This window comes from Nonomuraea sp. MTCD27, from assembly GCF_041950495.1.
Lineage (GTDB): Bacteria > Actinomycetota > Actinomycetes > Streptosporangiales > Streptosporangiaceae > Nonomuraea.
The window spans coordinates 27453-50783 of the sequence record NZ_JBGNUW010000042.1 but is presented as its reverse complement, the minus strand read 5'-3'; the positions used below and the strand labels follow the sequence as shown (position 1 = coordinate 50783).

At 71.1% G+C, this 23331-nt stretch carries 22 protein-coding genes; 8 read left to right on the top strand and 14 right to left on the bottom strand.

What is annotated here, in order from left to right; genetic code table 11:
• Window positions 1–89: 89 nt before the first annotated feature.
• Window positions 90–527: a nuclear transport factor 2 family protein gene (locus tag ACBJ59_RS59985; protein ID WP_375118880.1), complete on the bottom strand. Its 438-nt coding sequence runs from the start codon at window positions 525–527 to the stop codon at window positions 90–92.
• Between the two features lie 111 nt (window positions 528–638).
• Complete coding sequence (locus ACBJ59_RS59980; protein WP_364125197.1) at window positions 639–1046, bottom strand: PaaI family thioesterase; 408 nt, start codon at window positions 1044–1046, stop codon at window positions 639–641.
• Window positions 1047–1108: 62 nt separating this feature from the next.
• On the opposite strand from ACBJ59_RS59980, the gene ACBJ59_RS59975 reads away from it, so the two are divergent.
• The 3 genes from ACBJ59_RS59975 (at window position 1109) to ACBJ59_RS59965 (ending at window position 4927) form a co-directional block, all read left to right on the top strand.
• Entirely contained in the window at window positions 1109–2404 is a 1296-nt protein-coding gene (locus ACBJ59_RS59975) for a cytochrome P450 (RefSeq protein WP_375118879.1), read from the top strand.
• Window positions 2405–2493: 89 nt separating this feature from the next.
• Window positions 2494–3339, top strand: a complete 846-nt coding sequence (locus ACBJ59_RS59970; protein WP_375118878.1) for a class I SAM-dependent methyltransferase — start codon at window positions 2494–2496, stop codon at window positions 3337–3339.
• Window positions 3340–3739: 400 nt separating this feature from the next.
• Window positions 3740–4927 (top strand): hypothetical protein, encoded by a 1188-nt coding sequence (locus ACBJ59_RS59965; protein WP_375118877.1) that lies wholly within the window; start codon window positions 3740–3742, stop codon window positions 4925–4927.
• A gap of 216 nt (window positions 4928–5143) precedes the next feature.
• Here the strand turns inward: ACBJ59_RS59965 and ACBJ59_RS59960 are convergent, their stop codons facing one another.
• Together ACBJ59_RS59960 and ACBJ59_RS59955 are read right to left on the bottom strand one after the other, a co-directional pair.
• Window positions 5144–6175 (bottom strand): copper resistance D family protein, encoded by a 1032-nt coding sequence (locus ACBJ59_RS59960; protein ID WP_375118876.1) that lies wholly within the window; start codon window positions 6173–6175, stop codon window positions 5144–5146.
• Complete coding sequence (locus ACBJ59_RS59955; protein ID WP_375118875.1) at window positions 6172–6855, bottom strand: copper resistance protein CopC; 684 nt, start codon at window positions 6853–6855, stop codon at window positions 6172–6174. Before ACBJ59_RS59955 ends, ACBJ59_RS59960 begins: the two co-directional genes overlap by 4 nt.
• Window positions 6856–6906: 51 nt before the next feature.
• Between ACBJ59_RS59955 and ACBJ59_RS59950 the strand changes: the two genes are divergently transcribed.
• Window positions 6907–7677: a class I SAM-dependent methyltransferase gene (locus ACBJ59_RS59950; RefSeq protein WP_375118874.1), complete on the top strand. Its 771-nt coding sequence runs from the start codon at window positions 6907–6909 to the stop codon at window positions 7675–7677.
• On the opposite strand, the gene ACBJ59_RS59945 is transcribed toward ACBJ59_RS59950, so the two are convergent.
• The 3 genes from ACBJ59_RS59945 to ACBJ59_RS59935 all read right to left on the bottom strand — a co-directional run bounded on the left by ACBJ59_RS59945 (window position 7634) and on the right by ACBJ59_RS59935 (window position 10797).
• Window positions 7634–8623 carry a diiron oxygenase gene (locus ACBJ59_RS59945; RefSeq protein WP_375118873.1) on the bottom strand — a complete coding sequence of 330 codons (990 nt, stop codon included), beginning with the start codon at window positions 8621–8623 and terminating at the stop codon, window positions 7634–7636. The two genes, ACBJ59_RS59950 and ACBJ59_RS59945, sit on opposite strands and share 44 nt — an antisense overlap.
• Before the next feature lie 65 nt (window positions 8624–8688).
• Window positions 8689–9288, bottom strand: coding sequence for a TetR/AcrR family transcriptional regulator (locus tag ACBJ59_RS59940; protein ID WP_375118872.1), 600 nt, complete (start codon window positions 9286–9288; stop codon window positions 8689–8691).
• 171 nt (window positions 9289–9459) lie between these two features.
• Window positions 9460–10797: a sensor histidine kinase gene (locus ACBJ59_RS59935; protein WP_375118871.1), complete on the bottom strand. Its 1338-nt coding sequence runs from the start codon at window positions 10795–10797 to the stop codon at window positions 9460–9462.
• Between the two features lie 158 nt (window positions 10798–10955).
• Between ACBJ59_RS59935 and ACBJ59_RS59930 the strand changes: the two genes are divergently transcribed.
• From ACBJ59_RS59930 to ACBJ59_RS59920, 3 genes are read left to right on the top strand one after another with little or no spacing between them, the layout of a single operon-like run.
• Window positions 10956–12122 (top strand): acyl-CoA dehydrogenase family protein, encoded by a 1167-nt coding sequence (locus ACBJ59_RS59930; protein WP_375118870.1) that lies wholly within the window; start codon window positions 10956–10958, stop codon window positions 12120–12122.
• On the top strand, window positions 12119–13141 hold the full coding sequence (locus tag ACBJ59_RS59925) for an acyl-CoA dehydrogenase family protein (protein WP_375118869.1): 1023 nt from the start codon (window positions 12119–12121) through the stop codon (window positions 13139–13141). Before ACBJ59_RS59930 ends, ACBJ59_RS59925 begins: the two co-directional genes overlap by 4 nt.
• Entirely contained in the window at window positions 13142–14650 is a 1509-nt protein-coding gene (locus ACBJ59_RS59920) for an AMP-binding protein (protein ID WP_375118868.1), read from the top strand.
• Here the strand turns inward: ACBJ59_RS59920 and ACBJ59_RS59915 are convergent.
• From ACBJ59_RS59915 to ACBJ59_RS59890, 6 genes are all read right to left on the bottom strand, one after another.
• On the bottom strand, window positions 14611–15735 hold the full coding sequence (locus ACBJ59_RS59915) for a C45 family autoproteolytic acyltransferase/hydolase (protein WP_375118867.1): 1125 nt from the start codon (window positions 15733–15735) through the stop codon (window positions 14611–14613). The genes ACBJ59_RS59920 and ACBJ59_RS59915 overlap by 40 nt on opposite strands.
• A 35-nt stretch (window positions 15736–15770) precedes the next feature.
• Window positions 15771–16727 carry a helix-turn-helix transcriptional regulator gene (locus ACBJ59_RS59910; protein WP_375118866.1) on the bottom strand — a complete coding sequence of 319 codons (957 nt, stop codon included), beginning with the start codon at window positions 16725–16727 and terminating at the stop codon, window positions 15771–15773.
• Between the two features lie 17 nt (window positions 16728–16744).
• A complete protein-coding gene (locus ACBJ59_RS59905) occupies window positions 16745–18676 on the bottom strand; it encodes a zinc-binding dehydrogenase (protein WP_375118865.1) in 1932 nt (643 codons plus the stop codon).
• Between the two features lie 39 nt (window positions 18677–18715).
• Window positions 18716–19069 carry a VOC family protein gene (locus ACBJ59_RS59900; protein WP_375118864.1) on the bottom strand — a complete coding sequence of 118 codons (354 nt, stop codon included), beginning with the start codon at window positions 19067–19069 and terminating at the stop codon, window positions 18716–18718.
• 7 nt (window positions 19070–19076) lie between these two features.
• Window positions 19077–20510 (bottom strand): Nramp family divalent metal transporter, encoded by a 1434-nt coding sequence (locus ACBJ59_RS59895; protein ID WP_375118863.1) that lies wholly within the window; start codon window positions 20508–20510, stop codon window positions 19077–19079.
• A 66-nt stretch (window positions 20511–20576) separates the two neighbouring features.
• Complete coding sequence (locus ACBJ59_RS59890; RefSeq protein WP_375118862.1) at window positions 20577–21383, bottom strand: GNAT family N-acetyltransferase; 807 nt, start codon at window positions 21381–21383, stop codon at window positions 20577–20579.
• A 206-nt stretch (window positions 21384–21589) separates the two neighbouring features.
• Here ACBJ59_RS59890 and ACBJ59_RS59885 point away from each other — a divergent pair, with 206 nt between their 5' ends.
• Entirely contained in the window at window positions 21590–21985 is a 396-nt protein-coding gene (locus tag ACBJ59_RS59885; protein ID WP_375118861.1) for an SSI family serine proteinase inhibitor, read from the top strand.
• Between the two features lie 185 nt (window positions 21986–22170).
• Here ACBJ59_RS59885 and ACBJ59_RS59880 read toward each other — a convergent pair whose 3' ends face one another.
• Window positions 22171–23328, bottom strand: a complete 1158-nt coding sequence (locus tag ACBJ59_RS59880; protein ID WP_375118860.1) for an alpha/beta hydrolase family protein — start codon at window positions 23326–23328, stop codon at window positions 22171–22173.
• Window positions 23329–23331: the final 3 nt, after the last annotated feature.

The following is a 23331-nucleotide window of genomic DNA, read 5'->3' as shown; positions in this document are numbered from 1 at the left end:
GAGACGGCGCTTTCGCCGGACCTGCGAAGAGGTGCTCTAGGGGGCTGAACTGGGCGATCTTGGAACCGGCTGATCGGGTAACCGGCGGATCACGACGCCTGCCGCTCGTCCTCGTCCGTGCCCGAGAGGGCCCGGGCCACGGTGAGGCTGTCCTCGTAGATGTGGTAGCGGGTGATCCGGCCGTTCTCGACCGTGAGGTGCAGGGCGAAGGGGGAGGTGTAGGCGGCACCGGTGGCCTTCACGGTCTGGACGATGTCGCCGAGGACGACCGCGTCGTCCCCGTCGGCGAGGATCCGCGTCACCGACGTGCCGTTCAGCTCACCCACGTGGTACGCGTCCAGCATGCGGAAATGCTCTGCCACGTCATGGCGGGTCGAACGGGGCCGGATCCACGGCACGGACGGGTGCCCTTCGGCGGGCCAGTTGAACCGCCAGTCACTCCGCTCCGCGAACAGCTCGGCGATCCGGTCGAAGTCGCCCTCACCCATACGGCGCAGCAGCTCTTGCACGGTCTCGCGAGTCGTCATGATTCGTCCTTGAAGTCTGTTTCGGTGGGCGTTGCTGCCACAGTCTCCTCTGGATCGCGCGGGTTGACGATTACCCGCGAGATAAGGGGCATGCCTATCTCGCCTGCCCGGTCAGGCCAGGATCGCGTAGACAGTCGTGGCGTGGGCCGCTGTTTCGGGGCTGCCCTCGGGCGTGAGGGTGATCTCCGAGAAGGCCAGCGTGCGGCCCAGCTTCGTGATGCGTACGTCGAGCAGGACGTCCTTGCCCACCACCGGGCGCTGGAACGTCGTTGACTGCTGAACCGTGGTCATCGGCACGAACTCACCGCGCGCCGAGGCGATGGCGATGGCCGTGGCCGTGTCGGCGGCTGCCATCATCGCCTGGCCGGACAGCCCGCCGCCCTCTCTGGCCAGGTCGTCGGACCAGGGCAGCCGCACGATCGCGTGGCGGTCGCCCACCTCCTCGACCCGCAGGCCGAGCTGCTGGATCCAGGGGGCGAAGTATTCCTGGAGGATCGCCTCTGCGTCTTCTGGAGTCACGCGGCCATCATGCACGCTGGAGTTCGTGCGCGGGCGGCCGTGCGAGAGAGCGGGAGGGTGAGATGTCGGAGATCGACGGCGGTCACCAGGCGGCAGGGCGGTCGGTGGTGGAGGTCTTCATCCCGGCCACCTACGACAGAGCCGTACCGTACGAGCTGTTCGCCCGGCTACGAGCCGAATCCCCCGTCTGCTGGATCCCCGAACCACCGCTGGGCCCCTGGCGGGAGGGGCCCGGTTACTGGGCGGTCTTCCGGCATCCCGACGTCAAGCACGTCCTCCGCAGCCCGCAGGACTTCTCCTCGCACCTCGGCGCCACCCAGATCCGCGACCCCGACACCCCTGCCGACCTCGAGTTCGTCCAGGTCCAGATGCTGAACATGGACCCGCCCGACCACTCCAGGCTGCGCAGGATCGTGGCGGCGGCGTTCACCCCGCGGGCCGTGCGCGCCCTGGAGCGGACGATCGCCGAGCGGGCGGCGGCGCTGTTCGATGAGGGCGAGTGCGACTTCGTGGAAGTGGCCGCCGACCTGCCCGTATGGACGCTGGCCCACGTCATGGGCGTCCCGGCGCAGGACAAGCGGCTGCTGTACGACTGGGCGTCGCGCGTGATCGGCTACCAGGACGACGACTACGCGGGCCTGTCCACGGCGGACGTCGAGTCCCTCAGCCCCATGGGCCGGCTCGCCCTCGCGGCCAGGCCCGAGCTCCGGCCGGGTGTCAACCCGCGATCGAGGGCGGCCCTGACCGACATGTTCGCGTACGCCCACGCCCTGGCCGAGACCCCCGCGGACGGCGAATCCGTCATGTCGGCCATGCGGAAGGGCGGCCTGACGGAGGCCGAGTTCGAGAACATGTTCTTCCTCTTCGCCGTCGCCGGCAACGAGACCCTGCGCAACGGCATCCCGGGTGGCCTGCTCACGCTCCTCCAGCACCCCGCCGAGCTGGCCCGCCTGCGCGAGAACCCCTCCCTGCTGGACTCCGCCATCGAGGAGATGCTCCGCTTCTGGCCCCCGGTCATGCACTTCAGGCGTACGGCGGCCCGCGACCTCACCCTCGCCGGGCAACCCGTCCGGGCAGGCGACAAGGTGGTCGTCTACCACGCCTCCGCCAACCGCGACCCGTCCGTCTTCCCCGATCCGGACCGCTTCGACATCGCCCGCACTCCGAACGACCACGTCAGCTTCGGCTTCGGCCCGCACTTCTGCCTGGGCGCCCACCTGGCCCGCGCCCAGTTCCGCTCGGTCTTCAGGGAACTGCTCGCCTGGGACGTCGAGCTCGCCGGCAGCCCGCGACGGCTCACCTCCAACTTCCAGAACGGCCTCAAACACCTCCCCGTACGACTCCGCCGCCGCCGCTGAAGAGGCCGCCGAGAAGCCGGTGAAGGAGACCGTGGGACACGTGGAAATGCTGGTGCGCCGACGCCGGTCGCGTGCCTACGATCACGGCCATGGACGACTACCTGCAGGTCAACCGGGCCAACTGGAACGCCCGCGTCCCCATCCACGTGAGCAGCGCCTTCTACGACGTCGACGGTTTCAAGGCGGGCCGGAGCAGGCTGCGGGAGTTCGAGGTCGAAGAGGTCGGTGAGGTGGCGGGGCGCCGCCTGGTGCACCTGCAGTGCCATTTCGGGCTCGACACCCTCTCATGGGCCAGGCTCGGCGCCGAGGTGACCGGCCTCGACTTCTCCGACCCCGCCATCGAGCAGGCCAGGAAGATCGCCGGCGAATGCGGCATTCCGGCGAAGTTCGTCACCGCCGACGTGTACGACGCCCCGGAGGCGCTCGGTGAGACCTACGACATCGTCTACACGGGCATCGGCGCCCTCGTCTGGCTGCCGGACCTCACCCGCTGGGCCGAGACGGTCACCGCCCTCCTCAAGCCGGGCGGATTCCTCTATGTCGCCGAATTTCACCCGTTCGCCGACATCCTGGATGGCGAAACGGGCACCACCGTCACGTACGACTACTTCCACCGCGGCCCCCACCTCTGGGAAGTGCCGTACACCTACACCGGTGGCGAGCCCCTCGAACACCGGACCACGATGGAGTTCCGGCACGGCCTCGGCGAGATCGTCAGCGCCGTCGCGGCCGCCGGGCTGCGGGTGGAGTTCCTGCACGAGCACGACCACACGCTGTTCCGCCGCTTCGCCACTCTCGTCGAGGACGGAGGCGCGTACCGCCCGCCCGGCGAGGCCCCCGGAATCCCGCTCATGTTCTCCCTGCGAGCCTCAGCCGATAGTGCACCTCCTCCAGCGGCGGATCCGGCAACATCTTCGCCCGCCCCGACCACGTGAACCCGTACCGCTCGTAGAACCGCCGCGCCCGGGCGTTGTCCGCCGTACCCACAGCCTGGCCTCCGCCATCGCCTCTATGGTGGCGGCCATCAAGGCCCGTTCCATGCCGGTCGAGAACTCCGCCGGCAGCACGTAAATGGCGTACACCTCCATGCCCGGAACGGCCCCGCACCACCTCGGGCCGCACCTCAAGCCCTGCCAGGTACGCCTCCGGCATGACCCCGCTGTAGGCCACGCGCCAGGTGGCGATCCGCACCGCCTCGACGGCCGCGGAGTCCTGGGGGAGGGCGGGGCGGATTTCGAATGACATGGGTGGCGTTGTGGCGACCACAGCGGCCCATGGGGCAGGGGACCGGGTCGTCGCGGGTCAGGGGGACGGTAGACCGTAAGATTCTCTGCCGTGAAGTCTCCAGCATCGTTCAAGAAGGCCGCCGCGTGGGCCCTGCCGTACTGGACCAGAGGCCAGGCAGGCCGCGAGACGCCGCAAGACCTGTTCAGGGTGCTCTATTACGGCTGGCTGCTGGCGCTCACGCTCAAGCTGCTCGGCTCCGCCTGGGACGTCTCGTGGCACTTCAAGTGGCTGCGCGACGACCTGGCGCCGCCCCACCTGCTCAACTCCGCCGGCACGGCCCTCGCCGTCGCCCTGACCCTCGTCCACGGCTACACCGGTTACGGCGTGGACAAGGCGGCGCTCAGGCTCATCCAGTGGGGCACCGGGATCTTCCTCGTCGCGGTGCCGCTCGACCTGATCAACCACCGCGTCAACGGGCTCGACATCACCTCGTGGAGCCCGTCGCACATCATGCTCTACGTTGGAACGTTCTTCATGATCGCGGGCGTCATCCGCGGCTGGTTCATGGGCGCGCCGCCGGGCCGCGAGCGGACGGTCGTGCTGGGCGCGCTCCTGGCGTTCTTCCTGGAGAACGTGCACTTCCCCGAGCAGCACCAGGAGTACGGCATCCTGTCCCTCGGCGCCTGGGACAACAACGCCACCTACGCCGAGCAGATCCTGCTCCAGTTCGCGGCCGACCAGATGGACCGGCCGGTGGACCGGACGATGATGGCCGGGTTCACGCTGCCGGTGCCCGACTACCTCTACCCGGTCTACGCGGTGGTCGCCGGGCTGTCGGTGCTGGTGGTGGCCAGGCTGCTGATCGGCCGGTTCGGCGCGGCCACCCTCGTCGCCGCCGGCTACGTGGGGTTCAGGACGCTGATCTGGCCGCTGCTGACCTTCACCGGGTTCCCGCCGTCCGCGGTGCCGTTCTTCCTGGTCGTGGCCGGGGTGCTGGTGGACGTGGCGTTCCTGGTACGCATGCGCGCCGCCCGGGCGGTGCTCGGCGCGGTCGTCGTGACGGCCGCCGCCTATGGCGCGCTGGTGGTGCAGAGCGCGGCGATGGGGCCGGTGTACGGCGCGCTCAAGGGGCAGGAAGGGTTGCTGGGGGCGCCCCCGCTGGCCACGTCGTCGGCGGTGTGGGCCGGGATGGGGCTGCTCGTCGTCTGGCTGGCCATCGAGTGGATCGCCGCCCGCCGCGGCCTCCAGCCGGTCACCTCCCCACCCCCGCGCGTGGCCGCCCCGGCCACAACCTAGAAACGCCCCTCACCACCCGACCGCGCCGCCCGGCACCGCACATCCGACCGGTTGCCGCCCGATCGGTTGTCGTCCGGCCGGTCGGCCTCCGGTCGGTCGGCGTCCGGCCGGTCAGGATGCTCGGTGCACAGGGCGTCCGGCGGAGGTCGGAGGGCATGGAGACGGCCGACGCTGGTCCCAACGCTGGGCCTGGGGCTGGGGCTGGGGCTGGGGCTTTCAGGCTATCGAGGCGCGGGTGATCGCCACCGCGACGCCGTACGCCAGCCCCATCACCCCCACCTCGGCCGCCGCCCAGCCCACCAGCGCGGTGGCCCGTCCCCGGCGTACGGCGGGCAGCAGCCGGAAGCGGATGTGCGCCGCCAGCGGCACCAGCAGCGCCACCAGCGCCGTCTTGACCACGACCAGCAGCCCGTAGTGGCTGGTCACGATCGCGTCCGGCAGCGTCACGTCCGGCGTGAGCGCCATCGTCCCCAGCCCCGTGACCAGGCCGGACAGCCCCACCATGAGCAGGCACACGGTGGCCATCCTGGAGAACTTCGGCAGCACCACGGCCAGCAGGCCACGGTGCGGGGCCACGAACACGGCCGTGGCCACCAGCCCGCCCGTCCACGCCGCGGCCCCCATGACGTGGATCTCCATCGAGATCATGATGGGGTCGTGCCAGACCGAGTTCACCGCGTGGCCGGTGACCGGGATCGGCAGCAGCCCGAACAGCGCCACGATCACCCGCAGCTCGGCCGGCACCTTCTCGCCGAACCGCACCGCCATCAGCCCGATGCCGGCCGCCGCCAGCGCGCATGCCGCGCTGAACAGCAGCCCCTGGCCCGTGCCGACGCTCCCGACGTAACCGGCGATCATCCCGAACGTCGGCACGCTGCCGGGGTTGAGCTCGGCGGTCTGGAAGACGATGGTGAGCAGCGCGCAGATGGCCCACGCCCAGGCGGCGATCACGGTCAGCGGGCGGACCCTGATCAGGACCGGCTCGGTACGGTCGGGGGCGTCGAAGCCGAGCAGCTTGGGCAGCAGGCTGAGCCCGACCACGGCCACGGCGGCCAGGTCGAGCAGCACCCGCACGATCGGCAGCCCGATCGACACGACCGGGCCGGGCATCGGGATGCCGGGGACGGACTCCTGGGCGGTGAACGAGCTCGCCGCCACGGCCGCGACGACCGCGCACACGCCGAACGCGCCCACGACGAGCCGCCCGCCGACGCGCTGCCGGGCGAGGGGAAGAGCGGCGACGCTCACGCCCGCGCCCCCTCGGCCCGCGAGGAGTCATCCTCGCCCCGAGCCGCCGGCCCCTCAGCCGCCGGTCCTTCGGCCTCCGCGGTAGCGGCCGCAGGCGTCGCTCGCTGGCCCGTCCCAGTCTCGGCCGTCCCAGCCTCGGCTGTTCCGGCGCGGGCGCCAGGGGCGGAGCGGCGCAGGGCGACGGCTGTGCCGGCGGCCAGGATCAGCAGTGCTCCCACGACCCACACCACGGCCATCCCGGCCCCGCCGTTGGCCGCCGCCTCGGCGGCCTCCGCGCTGGTGCCGCCGGCGGCTGCCCCCGCCGCCACCCCGGAGGCGTCCGCGGCCAGGCTGAAGCGGATCTTCCCGGTCACCGGGTGCCCGTCGGCCGACAGGATCCGGTAACCCACCACGTAAGACCCTCCGGCCGGCAGCGGTTTCACCTTCACCGACACCCGCTCGGCCGCGACGACGGCGCTCCCGTCGGCCCACGCCGACCCGTCCGCCCCGGTGACGCCCACCGACGCGTACCCCTGGCGCACCGCCTGGTCGAACACCAGCGTCACCCGCTCGGGCGAGGCAGCCAGCGTGGCGCCGTCCTTCGGGTCGCTGCCGATCAGCACGTTGTGCGCCTGAGCCGGGGAGTACGCCACCCCCACCGCGGCGCAGGCGAGCAGCAGGACCGTGAGTAGCCGCCTCACAGATCAGAACCTTCCATCGAACACGTCCAGAACCTGTATATGGTCCCATCCATGGAGGACCTGTTCGGCGGCGCGGCGCCCTACTACGCGAAATACCGGTCAGGACACGGCGATCCGGCGATCGAACACCTGGCCATGACGTTCGGGAGCGACAGCACCGTGCTCGACCTCGGCTGCGGCCCGGGCACCGTGGCCATCCCGCTGGCCCGGCGCGTACGCGAGGTGCTGGCCGTGGACCCCGAGGAGGAGATGCTCGCCGAGGGCCGGCGCCAGGCGCCCGACCGGGCGAACATCCGCTGGCTGAAGGGTGACTCGACGAGGCTGCGCGAGCTGCCGGCGTTCGACCACGTCGTGATGGGCAGGTCGTTCCACTGGATGGACCGCCGTACGGTGCTGGCGGAGCTGGACGAGCTGCTGCCGCCGGACGGCGTCGTGGCGCTCCTCGGCCCGACCCGCGAGGACAGGGAGCAGCCCTGGGAGCCCGCCATGCGACGGGTGCGCGACGAGTTCGGCGTGAACACGTTCACCGCGAGCAACTCCTATCAGGCCACCGGTGAGCACCACGAGGAGGTGCTGGCCACCTCCCCCTTCGGCGACCTGGACGCGGCCCGCTACGAGGAGCACCTGACGTACGACCTCGACGCCGTGATCGGCCTGCAGCTGTCCTACTCCTACACCGCGCCCGCCCGCCTCGGCGACCGGGTCCCGGCCTTCGTCGAGGCGGCCAGGCGGGAGTTGCTCGCGCAGAACCCCGCGGGCACGTGGGAGCTGGTGGCGGTCACCGAGGTGCTGACCGCGAGGCGCCCTCCCAGATCCCCATGACCTGCCAGATCCGCCGGGTGAGCGGGTTGATCAGCCCGATCTCGGCGCACAGCTCGCGCGTCTTGCCGACCGAGTCGCGGATCTCCCGCTTGGCGCCCGGGTTGCGCAGGTAGACCTCGGCCACCACGTTCGCCGGGATCCTGAAGCGCCGGATCATCGGCCCCGGTGGTGCCAGCATGATGCGCGCCATCACGCCGAGGATGATCGGCGAGGCGATGCCCAGCATCAGGCGGCGGTACGCGGGCATCCCCGGCACCCGGTTGCGCAGGTAGTGCCGGGCGAAGGAGATGTGCCTGGCCTCCTCGGCGATGTGGATGCGCATGATGGTCTCTTCCAGCGGGTGGTGCGCCCGCCCGTCCTTCAGCACCTTGCGCTGCACGTGGTCGATCGGGTCCTCGCCGCCCAGCACGAAAACGAAGAACAGCTCGGTCGAGATCAGCGGGATCCAGGGCGCGACCTGGGCGATCACCGACAGCGGCCCGGGCATGCCGCGGATCGGCATGCCGGTACGGTTCACGAACTCCTGGAACATCATCCCGTGATGTCCCTCTTCGATGGTCTCGTGGTAGACGTACCGGAACTCCGGGGACCCGTTCGGCAGCCGGTAGGCGTAGTTGAGCAGCCCGCGCTTGAGCAGGTTCTCGAACTGCAGCCCGATCTTCATGGCGGTGGCCACCCGCCACAGCCCGATCCGCGCGCGCACCTCGGGGGAGCGGCTGCGGTACCACGGGTGGCCGCCCAGCTTGTCGACCTCCGGCAGCTCCCACCGCGGGTCGACCGGGTCCACCTGGAACTCCGGGTCGTCCCACGGGATGTCGCGGTAGGGCTCCCAGTGCTTGTCCACCGACGCCTTCGAGAGGCGATCGATGACCGCTCGGTACGCGCTCTTGCTCGCAACCTGCTCGTCGCGTTCCCTGGCGGCGGTAGAGCTCGGTGCGGATGTCATCGCGTGCACTCCTCTCCTCGCCCAGTAATTGTACGGAGAATCCAATAGCACTGGGAAGGTGAGGATCACAGCTTTTCCGCGGGCACCCCCAACTCGTACGCCGCCGCCGTACGGATCAGCACGTTCACCCGCCGCCGTGACAACACCTTGGGATGCGTGTGCGTCTGGACCGCCAGCCCGTCGATGAGCGCGAAGAGCCGCCACGTCGTCGCGTCGGGATCGGCGCACTCGAACTCGCCGCACCGCACGCCGTCCTCGATGATCCCGCGCATGAGCGTGCGGCCCCTGGCGTCGATCCGCCGCGAGGTCTCCTCCAGCTCCGGGCTGCGCATCGCCTCGGACCAGGCGTCGATCCACAGCCGCCAGCCCTCGGTCGGGATCGCCGGCGAGCAGAGCCTGAGCAGGGTGCGCAGGCGGTCGAGCGGCGTGCCCGTGGACCGCTCGACGTCGGCGAGCGCGTCGAGGTGCAGGCGGGCCGCGTAGCCGAAGGCCTGCGCGAGCAGCCGCTCCTTGGTCTCGAAGTGGTAGAAGAGCAGCGCCTGGCTGACGCCGGCGGCCCTGGCGATGTCCAGAGTCCTGGTGTGCCCGAATCCCTGCTCCGCGATCACCTCGCAGGCCGTCTTGAGCAAATCCTCACGCCGTAATCGGCTGAAACCAGTTGTCACAGCGAGTAACTCTAACTTCTGATCACTATTATTTATAGGACAAACCGGACGCCGGTTGTTCTGGTGGGCGGAGCCCCGGTACCGGTCCGGCTGCACTCTTCACCGACAGTCACGTTGATCATGGTAACCAGCGGCACCGAACGGCTTTCGGTGGGGGTCCCAAGATCCGCCTCACTCATTCCTTACCGGCAGCCGCAGGACGAAACGGGCGCCCTTCTCGGAATCCTCGATCCGCAGCGTGCCGCCGTGGGCCACCGCGATCTCGCGGGCGATCGGCAGGCCGAGCCCGGTGCCGCCGGCGTCGCGGTTGCGCGAGGCGTCCAGCCGGGTGAAGCGCCTGAAGACGACCTCGCGCTGCTCCTGGGCGATGCCGGCCCCGTCGTCGAGCACCTCCAGCACGGCCTGGTCGTCCCGCCGCACGGTCACGAGGATGGTGCTCTCGGCGTGCCGCTCGGCGTTGTCCAGCAGGTTCGTCAGCAGGCGGGCCAGCCTGAGCCGGTCGCCCGTGACGACGACCTCGGGCTGCAGCGTGGTCACCATCTGCTTCGACCGCGGCCTGGCGGTCTCGGAGGCGGCTAGCTCGGCCAGGTCGACGGGCTCCAGCCGGCCGGGCTCGCCCGCGTCGAGCCTGGTCAGCGTGAGAAGGTCGGCGACGATGTGCTGCAGCCGCTCGAGGCTGCCCAGCAGCCTGTCGCCGGCCGAGGGCCAGTCGGTCTGCTCGGGGTCGAGCAGGGCCGCCTCCAGCTCGGCGCGCATGGCGGTGATCGGGCTGCGCAGGTCGTGGGAGGCGTCGGAGGCGAACCTGCGCTGCTGCTCCACCGCCTGCTCCAGCCGGGCCAGCGTCTGGTTCGCGGTCTGGGCGAGTGCCCTGATCTCCTCGGCGTTCTCGGGCACGGGCACCCGCAGCGTGCCGTCGCCGGCGGTGATCTCGGCCAGCTTCTCGGTGATCCGGTGTACGGGCGCCAGCGTCCTGGCCACCACCCGCGAGACGCCGAACCAGGTCAGCACCACCACCGCCGCGCAGATCGCGGCCAGCAGGACGACCACGCCGGGGCTGATGTACCAGGGCGGCATGGGGCCGAAGGCGTAGACGGTCAGGTCGCCGTCCGGCTTGTACACGCGGAAGGCGATCATGATCTGGCACTCGCCGCCGAACTCCGGCCGGTCGCAGAGGGAGCCGATGCGGTTGGCGTCGGCCGGCTCGGGATTCGCGTAGGTCAGGCGCGGCGAGTTCGCCAGGTTGGGCGTCGAGGACACCACGCGGCCGTTCGCGTCCACGACCTGGAGGCCGTGCAGCTCCAGGGAGATCACGCGGGGCAGGTCGTGCTCCTTGATCAGGTGGACCACGCGCAGGGCGGTGCTGACCACCTCTCGGGTGCGGATGTCCACGACCGTGCTGTGCACCGCCCACAGCAGCAGCGTGCCGGTCGCCAGGCAGAGCAGCACCATGGCGGCACTGGCGAACAACGCCAGCCGCGCGCGAATGGACCGGCCCAGCCGTGCGATCACACCCATCCCCCTGGTGATCAGGTGATCACACTAGGTGCATCCGGCTCGAATTTGCGGAGATTCCATGACAAACCACGTTAAAGACCTCCAGAGCAATGCTCTATGCGGGCCGCGGTGGCCTGACTAGAGTAAGTGGTCACTGATGCCGAGGAGTCGATGTGAATCTTGCTGATTACCGGCGTGCGGCCGGGGCCTGGCTGCAGGAGAACGTTCCATCCGACGACTATCCGGAGACGGACGGGATCGCGCACGCCAAGGACTTCATGGCCAAGCTCTACGATGCCGGTTACTCCGGCATCACCTGGCCGGAACGGTGGGGCGGCCAGGGGCTGACCCAGGCGGAGGAGCGCGCCTTCGCCGAGGCGGCCGCCGGCTACACCCTGCCCACCTACGTGTTCTCGATCGGCCTCGGCATGACGGGGCCCACGATCGTCGACCGGGGCACCGACGCGCAGCGGGAGCGGTTCGTCCGGCCGCTGCTGCGTGGCGAGGAGATCTGGTGCCAGCTCTTCTCCGAGCCCGGGGCCGGCAGCGACGTGGCCAGCCTCCAGACCAGGGCCGAACGCGACGGCGACCACTGGATCGTCAACGGCCAGAAGGTGTGGACCTCGGTCGCGCACCACGCCGACTGGGGCCTGCTGCTCGCCCGCACCGACGTGGAGGTGCCCAAGCACAAGGGCCTGACCATGTTCGTGGTGGACATGCACCACCCCGGCGTGACGGTCCGCCCGCTGAAGGACATGTCCGGCAGGGCCAACTTCAACGAGATCTTCTTCGACAACGTCACCATCCCCGACGAGCACCGCGTGGGCGAGGTCAACGACGGCTGGAGCGTGGCCGTCACGACGCTGCTGCACGAGCGGCTGTCGATCTCGGCGGGCGTCGGCATGGGCGGGCAGAAGGACAACCCCACCTCGCTGGAGGCGCTGCGCCGGGCCGTCGACACCGCGGACCCGCTGGTCCGCGACCAGCTCGTCGAGCTGCACATCCGCAGCCGCGCACTGGCCCTGTTCAACCAGCGGCTGGCCCAGGAGACCAGGGCCGGGATCTTCCCCGGCGCGCGGGGCAGCGCCGCCAAGCTGCTGCTGGCCGAGCTGACCCTGCTCCAGGCGGACCTGGCCACCCAGCTCGTCGGGCCGGAGGCCGCGCTGGCCGGCCACCCCCTCGCCCGCGCGATCTCCATGGCCCCCGGCATGGCGCTGGGCGGCGGCACCAACGAGATCATGCGCAACATCGTCGGCGACCGCGTGCTCGGACTGCCGCCGGAGCCGCGGGTGGACAAGACCGTGCCGTTCAAGGACCTGAAGGTGGGGACGCAGGCGTGAAGCTCGTACTCAGCCAGGAACAGCAGGAGCTGCGCGAGACCGTACGCGCCTTCCTGCGCACCGCCTCGCCCCTGCGCAAGGCCCGCGAGGGCTACGACCCGCAGGTGTACTCCCGCCTCAACGGCGAGCTCGGCCTGTCGGGGCTGGTCATCCCCGAGGAGTACGGCGGCGCCGGCGCCGGGATGACCGAGCTGGCGGTCGCGCTGGAGGAGACGGGCGCCGCCCTGCTGCCCGGCCCCTTCCTGGCCACCGCGTTCACCGCGCTCGCGCTGTCGCTCGTGCCCGACAAGGAGCTGTGCACCGGCATCGCCGAGGGCCGCGTGGCGGCCACGATCGACGGCACCGAGGTCTCCCTCGACGGCACGGCCGCCAGCGGCACGCTGGCCCAGGTGTTCTCCGGCATGGACGCCGACGTGCTGGTCGTGCCCGCGCGCGGCGCCGACGGCCTGCTCATGGTAGCGGTCGAGCTGGCCGGGCCGGGCGTCACCAGGACCGCGCTGGAGACGCTCGACCTCACCCGCGGCCAGGCGACGGTGGTGCTGGAGGGCGCTCCCGCGCGGGTGCTGGGGGCGGCGCCGGAGACCGGCGTCTTCGACCGGCTCTGCGTGGCGCTGGCGGCCGAGCAGCTCGGGGTGATGCGGGCGGCGCTGGACGCCATCGTGGCCTACGCCAAGATCCGGGTGGCCTTCGGCCGCTACATCGGCTCCTACCAGGGCGTCAAGCACAAGCTCGCCGACATGCACTGCAAGCTCGAACAGGCCGAGTCCATCGTCCGGTACGCCGCCTGGGCCGCCGACGAGTCCCCTGACGAGCTGCCCGAGGCCGCCGCGCTCGCCCAGGTGTACGTCGGCCGCGCCTGCTTCGAGGTGGCCCGCGACCACTTGTTGCTGTACGGCGGGATCGGCTACACCTGGGAGCACGACGCGCATCTGTTCTACAAGAGGGCCAAGGCGGACGAAGTGCTGCTGGGCCCGCCCCGGATCCACCGTGCCCGACTCGCACAACTGCTGGAGCTCTGAATGGACATCAGCGAGCTACCGGGTTTCTACGCCATCGCCGCCGCCGATCCCGGCCGCCTCGCCGTGATCGACACCGACGGCACCGAGACGTCGTACGGCGACCTCCTCGCCCGGGTCAACCAGGTGTCGCACGGCCTGCGGGCCCGCGGGCTCGGCACCGGTGACGTCGTGGCCGGCGTGCTGCCCAACGGGATCGACGCCCTGGTCATGGTCATGGCGACCGGCCAGATCGGGCTCTACTACGTGCCGATCAACTGGCATCTGACCGCCTCCGAGGTGGCGTACATCCTGGGCGACTGCGACGCCAAGGTCGTCGTCACCGGCCCCGATCACGCCGTGCCAGGAGGGGAGATCGGGACCGACGGCCTGGCGGCGGGTCAGCCCTCCGGCGCGCCCGGCGACCGTACCTCCGGGGCCGTCATGTGGTACACCTCCGGCACCACCGGCTTCCCCAAGGGCGTGCAGCGCCCGCTGGCCGGCGCCGAGCCCGAGGCGCTCGTGCCGCTCTACACGTGGTTCTTCGGGGAGGTCGTGGACCTCAAGGCGGGCGACGAGGTGCACCTGGTGACCTCGCCGATGTACCACTCGGCGCCGTGCGCCCACGCCCAGTTCGCCCTGCACCTGGGGCACACGGTGGTCATCACGCCCAAGTTCGAGCCGCTGAACATCCTGGAGCTCATCGAGCGCTACCGGGTGTCCAACGCGATGATGGTGCCGACCATGTTCCACCGGATGTTGCAGCTGCCGGAGGAGGTCCGGGGCAAGTACGACGTGTCCAGCCTGCGCCAGGTCATCCACACCGCCGCCGCCTGCCCGGTCGCGGTCAAGCAGCAGATCATGGACTGGTGGGGTCCGGTGCTGTACGAGTACTACGGCTCCACCGAGTCCACGATCGCCTTCTCCGTCAAGCCGCACGACTGGCTGGCCAAGCCGGGCACCGTCGGCCGGCCCGCGCCCACGTTCGAGGCCAAGATCTGCGACGAGAACGGCATGGAGCTGCCCCCGGGCGAGCCCGGCATGATCTACGTCAAGTCGGGCATGGGCTCGTTCGAGTACCGCAAGGACCCGGCCAAGACGGCCGCCAGCATGCTGGGGGAGTGGTACACGCCCGGCGACATCGGCTTCCTGGACGCCGACGGCTTCCTGTTCCTGTGCGACCGGCGTACCGACCTGATCGTCTCCGGCGGGGTGAACATCTACCCCGCCGAGATCGAGGCCGCGCTGCTCGAACATCCCGCGGTGGCCGACGTGGCCGTCATCGGGGTGCCCGACGAGGAATGGGGCCACAACGTGGTCGCCCTCGTGCAGCCCGCCGAGGGGTACCCGCCCGGCCCCGAGCTGACCGCCGAGCTGCTGGAGCACTGCGGGCCGCGCATCGCCCGGTTCAAGCAGCCCAAGGTGATCGAATATCGCGCGGTGCTGCCCCGTACCCCCACGGGCAAGCTGTCGCGCTCGAAGGTGCGCGAGGACTACCTGGCGGAGGCCGGGAACACCAGCTCCTCGCTGTAACGGTCACCGTCGCCCAGGTAGAAGCGGGTGGACAGGGTGCGGTCGGCGGTGTCGAAGACCGTGGTCCACAGCGTGCGGAACGGCACGGCCGGATCCTCGGCCGGCCGAACCGCCCGCAGGCTGTCGCGCAGCTCCCGCGGTGACAGGGTGGCGCCCTTGCTGCGCTCGTACAGCGAGCGCAGCCGGGCGAAGGACTCGAAGCTCGACTCGCTGTCCCGGGGCAGGTCCATCGGGTCGGGGTGGCGGTGCAGCAGGTGGTTGGTGACGCAGAGCGGGCCGTCGCCGAACTCGATGATGTGCTCGCTGCCGTCCCTGCCCCGCTCCCACACGAACGCCTGCCCGTGCGCGTCGGCGATCAGGTAGTGCAGGGGCGTGCCGTAGTCGTAGTGCTTGGCGCCCAGCAGCGCCTGCTTGGCCTGGTCGGCGTTCGCGCAGGTGTCGATGACGAACCTGGGCAACTGCACGCTGGCCAGGCCCACCTGCGGCGCTATCGGGCCCTCCGGCGGTGCCGCGGTCTCGAAGTCGGCGATCAGCAGCATGACCGCCAGGCCCGCCGAGTTGATGCCGTCCATGCAGCCGTCGAGGTCGTTCATCGTGATCACCGTCGAGGACAGCCCCTCGTCGGGGATCGTCGTGATCACGTACGGCCGGGACGACATGGGCAGCTCGCCGGGCCGGGGCGTGCCGCCCATGATCTCGCTCGCGGTCGTCGGGAAGAAGTCGTAGTTGCGGCCCACCCGACCGTGGCCGTCGGTGGCGGCCGACGGCGGGACCCACATCGCCGAGCAACCGGAGCCCTCGGGGATGAAGCTCAGGCTGTCGAGGGCCAGCTCGTCCTGGTCCGGGTCGAGTCCGAGGGCCGCCGCGGCGCCGTCCATGCGGGCGTGGTGCTGCGGCCAGTGCCGCTCGAACCAGGTGCGCCGGGCCCGGTTCACGATCGGGTCGACCGGTGCGGGCGCCCAGCCCAGCCGGCGGGCCTCCTCGGTGAGCGTCCGGCCGATCTCGACCTGGCTGCCGGTGAGCGTCAGGTGGGTGACGAGCTGGAAGTCGTCCTTGCTCCCCGCCACGTGCGTCATGTTCTTCATGTCCCCGAGCCTGTCCGGGCGCGCTGACCGGGGCCTTACCGGCCGCTGACCGCCCGCCGGTAGCGCTCTGACAGCCGCAGCACGTGCTCGGCCAGCTCCGGCGGGTCGAGCACCTCGAAGTCCACGCCGATGAAGCCGATCCACACCGCCATCCCGCTCAGGTCGTCGCCGCCCAGCCTGAGCAGGCACGTGGCCTCGTCCACCGGCTCGATCTCCAGGCCCAGCGGCAGCGCCCGGACCCGCTCGGCCGGGGCGTGCAGCAGCACCGTGGCCCGGTGGCGCCACATCGCCGTGTTGACGCCCTGCTCCACGTACGCCGCCACGTCGCCGTCCCCCGGCAGCTCGCGCGGGGTGAACCGGGGGCCGGACGGCGTGCGCGGGCTGACCCGGTCGACCCGGAACGTGCGCCAGTCCTGCCGGTCGACGTCGTAGCCGACCAGGTACCAGCGCCCGTGCCGGTGCACCAGGCGGTGCGGCTCGACGTTCCGTACGGTGGACCCGCCCTCGTGGCCGGTGTAGTCGAAGCGCAGGCGCTCGTGGTCGCGGGCGGCGTTCGCGATCGTGGTCAGCACGTCCGGCGCGACGGCGGGCGCGTTGCCGGGGATCTGGACCGTGTACGTGTTGAGCGCGTTCACCCGCCGCCGCAGCCGGGAGGGGAGCACCTGCTCCAGCTTGGCCAGCGCCCGTACCGAGGTCTCCTCGATGCCCTCGACGCCGCCCCCGGCCGCGCGGCCGAGCCCGACCGCGACCGCCACGGCCTCCTCGTCGTCGAGCAGCAAGGGCGGCAGCGCGGCCCCCGCGCCCAGCCGGTAGCCGCCCGCCACGCCCGGTGTGGCGTGCACCGGGTAGCCGAGCGAGCGCAGGCGCTCGACGTCGTTGCGGATCGTCCTGGTCGAGACGCCGAGCCGGGCGGAGAGCTTGGGTCCCGACCAGTCCCGGTGCGCTTGGAGGAGAGACAGGAGCTTCAGCAGGCGAGCCGAGGTTTCCAGCATGCGCACCAGTGTGCCCGCTAATGCGGCAAGGACGCTTCCGTAATGATGATCAGCTTGCCCAGGAAGTGGCCGTCCTCGCTGCGGCGATGAGCGTCGGCCGTACGCTCCAGGGGGAACACCTCGGCGACCGGCACCCGCACACCCGCGGCCGTTCGCCCGTTCCCCGCCGCCGGTTCGCCCAGGGCGGCCGCCACCGGATCGCGCAGCGCTTGCGCCGCGGCGACGGCCCCGACGCCCCTGCCGGTCGAGAACCGTGCCCCGAGCCGGCCCGCCCCGGCCGGGTCCGCGATCGTGACCACCTTCTCCGGGTCGCCGGTGAGCTCGACCGACAGCTCAAGCTCGCCCCTCCCTGAGGCGTCCAGCACCCCGTCCACGGTCTCCGGCAGGCGCTCCTTCAACCCCTCGCCATAGGTGACGGGGTGCACGCCGAGCCCGCGCAGGAAGGCGTGGTGGCGCTCGCCGGCCGTGCCGACCACCCTGACGCCGAGCGCGCGGGCCAGCTGCGCGGCGGCCAGGCCCACGCCGCCCGCGACGGCGTGGATCAGCAGCGTCTGCCCCTCCCGGAGGCCGAGCTCGCGCAGCGTGCGGGCCGCCGTCTCGACGGCGACGGGCAGCGCGGCGGCCTCCTCGTACGTGAGGTCGTCCGGCTTGGGCACCAGCGCGTCCGCCTCGGCGAGGGCATGCGTGGCGGCCGCCCCCTGCGCCACCTGGCCGAACACGGGGTCGCCCAGCCGCCACCCGGTCACCCCGGGGCCGAGCGCGTCGATCGTCCCGGCCAGCTCGATGCCCGTGCCCTGGGGGCCCTCGATCGGCGAGCTGAGGAAGCCCGTGCGCAGCTTCCGGTCGATGGGGTTCACGCCCGCCGCCCTGACCGCCACCCGTACCTGGCCGGGGCCCGGCTGGGGGAGCGGGACCTCGTCCAGCTCCAGCACCTCGGGACCACCGTGCCTGCGGTAGCGGACGGCCTGGCCGGTGACCAGCAGGAGAGCCTTGCCGACCAGCTCCCGGGCCTCCAGCGCGGCGTGCGCCTCGCTCGCGCGCTCCAGGGGCACGGCCAGGCCGACGGCGGCGGTCAGCCTGCCGGCCGCGACCTCCCGCAGGGTCAGCTCGGCCAGCCGCCGGAACTCGGCGGGAGCGAACTGCACCTGCTCCATGCCGATCAGCCGCACCCCGCGCCGCTCGGCCACCGCCGGGTCGACCAGGGCGGTCGAGCCGCTGGGGACGCCGTGGGCGAAGAACCGCCCGCCGCGCCCGAGCAGCTCGAACGCGGCCCCGCCGACCGCACCCCCGACCCCGTCGAACACCACGTCGAACCGCGCCGATCCTGGCTCAGGAGCCGCGGCCTCCCCGGCCCTCGTGGTCACATCCGGGTAGTCGGCGGCCTCCGCCGCCCCCGCCTCCAGGGCCGCCGCGCGCTTGGCCGGGCCGTGCGCCGCGGCCGTCACGCGGGCACCGGCCGCGGCCGCCAGCCGGACGATCGCCAGCCCCAGCGCCCCACCGGCCCCGGTGACCAGCACTCTCGCCCCGGGCTCCAGACCGGCCCCCTCCACCAGGCTCAGCGCGGCGGGCCCCACCTGGATCAGCGCCGCCGCCCGCCACAACGGCACACCATCGGGCACCCCGACGACCGTCTCGGCACTCGCCACCACCCGCTCGGCGTACCCGCCGCCACCGGGGACCTGCGCGGCGACCCGCCGGCCCAGCCACCCGGCGTCCACCCCGTCGCCCACGGACAACACGTGCCCGGCCACCCCGGTGCCCGGCACGAAGGGCGGCTCGGCGGGGAACCACTCGCGCCCCCACCCGCCGCGCAACTGCGCGTCGATGGACATGACGTCCGCCACCGACACGCCGATCACCAGTTGGCCCGGCCCCGCGACGGGGTCCGGTGCCTGACCGGCCACGAGCACCTCGGGGCCGCCGAACTTCGTTACCTCGACCACGTTCATGGCGCCGAGTCTGGTACCTCAAGTTCGATTGAGGTCAAGTCACTCCAGGTCGTACGCCGTCTCGTGGCGCGGTTCGTACAGGCAGAGCCGCCCGCCGCCCGGCAGGTTGATCGCCGTGACCCGACCCCAGCTCACCTCGCCGGCCGGCGCGGCGAACTCGACGCCCCTGGCCCCCAGCTCGGCCATCGTCTGGTCCAGGTCGTCGCACATGAGGTAGAGCTCGTGGATGTCGGCGCCGTCCGTGGGATGGACGGCCATCTCGGCGGGAGGCAGCTTGAAGATCAGCCAGCCACCTCCCGCGTCGACGTGCGGGTAGCCGAGAACGTCGCGGATGAACGCCCGGTCGGCGTCCGCGTCCCGGCTGTAGATGATCAGATGAGCGCCGTTGATCATCTGTACATCATCCGCCGAACAGCCTCTGCGCCTGCTGAATGAGCACGATCACGGTCAGCGTGCCGAAGAACGCCACCGACCAGATCAGCGCCCCCAGCCGGTAGGAGCGGACCTTGATGGCCTCGGGCAGCGCCCGCCGGTTGAGGATGATCAGCAGGATCGAGTAGACGAACATCATCACGGCCGCGAAGCACGCCGAGAACACCAGCAGGATGAGCGGCTGGTCGAGGCCCGCCAGCAGGATCCCGGTGCCGATCAGCGCCATCGCCCAGACCACGAAGAAGTAGACCCGGTTGACGGAGACGGACTTGTCGCGCAGGTAGACCGTCTTGATCGTGTCGGAGGCCAGCCGCGAGGTGTAGTCGACGATGCCCATGGCCGAGGCGAACAGGGCCAGCGCCCCGATCACCCAGAACAGCAGCCCGAACCACGTGCCGACCGTCTCCTGCAGCACCTGGCCCTCGACCTCGAGGAAGGCGATGCTGTTCTCCAGCCCCGACCGGCCGAAGACCGTGGAGTAGGCCAGCATCGACATGAGCGCGATCGTCACGAACGACACCATGGCGAACGTCCACGCCTGCTCGACGTTCGCGAAGCGCCACCACTGCTTCCAGCGCGCCAGGTTCTCCTTCGTCGGCGCGAACTGGAAGCCGGTCGAGGACACCGCCTCCTCGTGGCCGGTGACCGGGCTGACCAGGCGCGGCACGTACAGGCCCATGCCGAAGCCCTTGTCGCGGATCCAGTTGCTCTGGCAGAGGTTCTGGCCACCGCCCGCGCCGGCGTACGCGATGGCGCCCATCAGCACCGCGAAGTCCAGCGGCGGCACCGGGAACCGGGCACCGACGGTCAGGCCCTTGCCCAGCTCCAGCCAGCTCTCGGCGCTGATGGCGACCAGGACCGCGACCACGGCCAGCGTCGCCACCAGGGCGATCTTCACGAAGATCACCTTTTCCAGCATGGTGTAGATCACGGGCGCCAGCGTCAGCCCGAGGGCGATCATGATCAGCATCGCGATCGCGATCCACCGCACGGAGCCCTGGCCGGTGCCCGTCAGGTACGTGACCATGGTCGCGGACGTGGTCACCCAGCCCGGCCAGAGGTTGGAGGCCAGCGTCATCAGCACGAAGACCAGGCCCCAGTGCTTCCACATCCGGCTGAACCCGGTGAGCGCCGTCTCGCCGGTGGCCAGCGTGTAGCGCTCGATCTCCATGTTCAGGAACCACTGGGTGATGATGCCGATCGCGGCGCCCCAGATGAAGATGAGGCCGACCTGCGAGGCGATGTACGGCCAGAGGATGAACTCGCCCGACGCCAGCCCCACACCGGCACCGACAAGGCCGGGGCCGATGATGCGCCAGGTCGATCGGGGCGGTTCGGGAAGGTCGCGGACAGCGACGGGGGGTAGGACGCGCGAAGGAACGGTGGGGGTGAACTCCGCCATGCGGATCTCCCTTGTTCGACTTACCTATCCGTCACATTACAGAGACCCGAAACGCTAGTGGAATAGCTAGTTGATCGACACCACGTATTCTCCGCGATCGGTGAATCCGACCACCTGCCCACCGGCCTCCATCGCCCCGCCGAGCACCTCCCGGACGGCCGCCCGCCACGCTTTCGCCGCCCCCGGATCCGCCCGCCGCAGCCTCTCGACATCCCGCGGCGTCCCCACCAGGACCCGCGCCCCCGGCTGCCCGTTCACCGCGCCGCCCGGAGCGGCCCCACCGACGAGCACCGGCCCGCCGTCCGCCCCTTCCTCCAGCACGGGCCGCGCCCCACTCACCTCGGGGCAACCCTCCCCACGTCCCTCCCCTATGTGCCACACCGCCAGCAACCGATCGGACGCGTCCCCCTCGTTGATCGCATCCGCCATGACGCCGTAGAAATCCGTCAGGTACGCCTCCGGCCGGGCGCCCAGCTTGACCAGGTTGAACCGGGCATTACGCCGTACGAGCGGATCGAAGGTCCAGGTGATCTTCTCCAGCCCCCGCTCCAGGCACCAGTCCCGCTGGTGGAGCTTCAGCGCGTACCCGACCCCCTGCCCGACGACGGCCCCGGTCACGTGCGAGTGCAACGCCCGCCCCCTGGCCAGAAACCCGACGGACGCCCCCACCATCGTCTCCCCGGAGAACGCCCCCGCGACGTAGTTGCCCGTGCGCGCGAACCCGACCATCAGTTCCAGCGTCACCGGCACATTGGTCGGCCGCGGATGCCAGATCTCGTCGAAGAGCCGGTAGACCTGCTCGAACTCGCCGATCTCGCGCAACTCCCTGATCACCACACCGGCCACGGCCGCCGCCTCATCCTGACTGCTCATCCCCCCATTTACGCACGCCCCTCGGCCCCGGCACGACAGACCCGGCGACCGTTCCAGGTCCATGACCTGCGCAGACAGCTGTCTGTAGCCACACGAGCACCTCGAGCTGGTCGCATCACCAGTAGTCACATGAGGATCGCCGACTGTAGTCATGGTGGGGTGCGTCGTCCCAGGCCCGGGACGACCGTCGACCAGGGAGGATCCCCATGACGCTCATGCTGACCGCCGCCCGCAGGCTGGCCGCGCTCGGACTGTGCGCGGCCGCGGCCCTCGCGATGCCGTTCGCGGCGCTCCCCGCCGGCGCCGCCACGGGAGCCGAGCTCTTCATCACCGTCACGCCCATCGCGGACGGGGCTTACTCGATGCGTCTGACCTGTGACCCGGACGGCGGCCTCCACCCACGCCCGGAGGCGGCCTGCGCCGTCCTTCGTGACGTGGACGGCCACATACACGCGCTCGACGCCGATCCCGGGCCCTGCCCGCTCAACATCGATCCGGTGCGGGTGGAGGTGGCCGGATACTGGTACGACATGCCGGTGTCGTACCGGGCGGAGTTCCCGAACCGATGCGTCATGGAGCGAAAGCTCGGCCCGCTCGTCTGAAGCACTCCCGGCCTGTCCGCGCACCACACCGCGGACAGGCCTTCCCGGCCCGCACCGCCCGGCGCCGTGCCCGGAAGCTCGTCCAGGCACCGGGAAGCCGAGCGCAACGCCGCTGACCACCATGAGTACGCCGAGCCCCACCAGGCCCTGGTCACGTTGGATCAGCAGAAGACGGCGCCCGTGCCTCAGGCGGGAGCGCAGCTCGCGGGGCAGAACTTGGCCTCGGGGTAGTGCGCGGAGGGCTTGTCCAGGAGGGGTTGCCGTCGCGCCTTGAGGTGCTGGTCGAGGAAGGCGGCCACGTAGGTGCGGGTGAGTTCGGCGGCGCGCGCCGCGGGCAGGACGCCGGGGAGGGACTTGATGCCGAGGGCGTCCGCCAGCAGTGGGGTGTCGGTGAAGGACTGGTGTTCCGCGCCGGTCAGTACGATCCAGCGCTTCCATCCGGTGAGCAGTTTCCAGTCGCGGTCCCAGGTGGGGGCGGGGCCTCCGGGGACGTGCCGGGCCGAGCCCAGGAACATGAACGGCCGGGAGAGCCCGTTTTTGGGGATCCGGGCGTAGGTGGTGCCGTCCATGTCGATCCCGGCGCGTACCCGGGAGTCGTTCACCATGGTTGCCATGGCGCTGGCCCCGCCGATCGACTGGCCGACCATCGCGATGCGGGCGCGGTCGATCCGGTCGGTGCCGTCCCACTTCGATGGCAACTGGTCGAGCACGAAGGAGACGTCGGTGGCCCGGCCCTGAACCAGCCCCGCGCCGAAGCCCGGGTCGGAGTTGCTGTCGCAGGCGAGGCATTCGGCGATCCGCCCGTCGGGGAAGGTGGTGGCGTAGCTCTCGTAGGTGTGGTCGATGCCGGCCACGACGTATCCGCGGCTGGCCAGGTCCTCGGCCAGGGACGTGAGCGTGCTCACCGGTTTGGTGAAGCCGGGGGAGAGCACCACCAGCGGCAGCTTCTCCCCAGCGGGTTCGGCGCCTTCGACGGCGTTCGTGCGGGTCTTGCTCAGGGTGTCGTACGGCGCGGTCGCAATTCTGCTGCCTTTCAGGAGGAGCTCCGATTCCTTGGGTGTCATGTACGGCGCCCGCTGCCCGTTCCGCTGCTGGGTCGGGTACCACAGGGTGACCTTGAGTTCTCTGGCGTCGGCGTCGAGGTTCCAGGGGTCGGGGCGGGAGGTGTCCTTCAGGTACAGGGTGGTGCTGCCGACCGGGTGGGGGCCGGTGGGGGCGGGCAGGGTGGCAGGGCCGGTGGGTGCGGCCGACGGGGTGGCGGCGGAGCGGGGTGGTGCGGGTGCCGAGCAGGCGGACGCGGCGAGGACGGCCAGTCCGGCGGCGGCTGCCAGGAGGTGTCTCATGGG

Coding starts and splice junctions, on each gene's coding strand:
- ACBJ59_RS59985 (WP_375118880.1), bottom strand. CDS start 527: ATGACGACTCGCGAGACCGTGCAAGAGCTGCTGCGCCGTATGGGTGAG.
- ACBJ59_RS59975 (WP_375118879.1), top strand. CDS start 1,109: ATGTCGGAGATCGACGGCGGTCACCAGGCGGCAGGGCGGTCGGTGGTG.
- ACBJ59_RS59970 (WP_375118878.1), top strand. CDS start 2,494: ATGGACGACTACCTGCAGGTCAACCGGGCCAACTGGAACGCCCGCGTC.
- ACBJ59_RS59950 (WP_375118874.1), top strand. CDS start 6,907: ATGGAGGACCTGTTCGGCGGCGCGGCGCCCTACTACGCGAAATACCGG.
- ACBJ59_RS59945 (WP_375118873.1), bottom strand. CDS start 8,623: ATGACATCCGCACCGAGCTCTACCGCCGCCAGGGAACGCGACGAGCAG.
- ACBJ59_RS59920 (WP_375118868.1), top strand. CDS start 13,142: ATGGACATCAGCGAGCTACCGGGTTTCTACGCCATCGCCGCCGCCGAT.
- ACBJ59_RS59915 (WP_375118867.1), bottom strand. CDS start 15,735: ATGAAGAACATGACGCACGTGGCGGGGAGCAAGGACGACTTCCAGCTC.
- ACBJ59_RS59910 (WP_375118866.1), bottom strand. CDS start 16,727: ATGCTGGAAACCTCGGCTCGCCTGCTGAAGCTCCTGTCTCTCCTCCAA.
- ACBJ59_RS59905 (WP_375118865.1), bottom strand. CDS start 18,676: ATGAACGTGGTCGAGGTAACGAAGTTCGGCGGCCCCGAGGTGCTCGTG.
- ACBJ59_RS59900 (WP_375118864.1), bottom strand. CDS start 19,069: ATGATCAACGGCGCTCATCTGATCATCTACAGCCGGGACGCGGACGCC.
- ACBJ59_RS59895 (WP_375118863.1), bottom strand. CDS start 20,510: ATGGCGGAGTTCACCCCCACCGTTCCTTCGCGCGTCCTACCCCCCGTC.
- ACBJ59_RS59890 (WP_375118862.1), bottom strand. CDS start 21,383: ATGAGCAGTCAGGATGAGGCGGCGGCCGTGGCCGGTGTGGTGATCAGG.
- ACBJ59_RS59885 (WP_375118861.1), top strand. CDS start 21,590: ATGACGCTCATGCTGACCGCCGCCCGCAGGCTGGCCGCGCTCGGACTG.
- ACBJ59_RS59880 (WP_375118860.1), bottom strand. CDS start 23,328: ATGAGACACCTCCTGGCAGCCGCCGCCGGACTGGCCGTCCTCGCCGCG.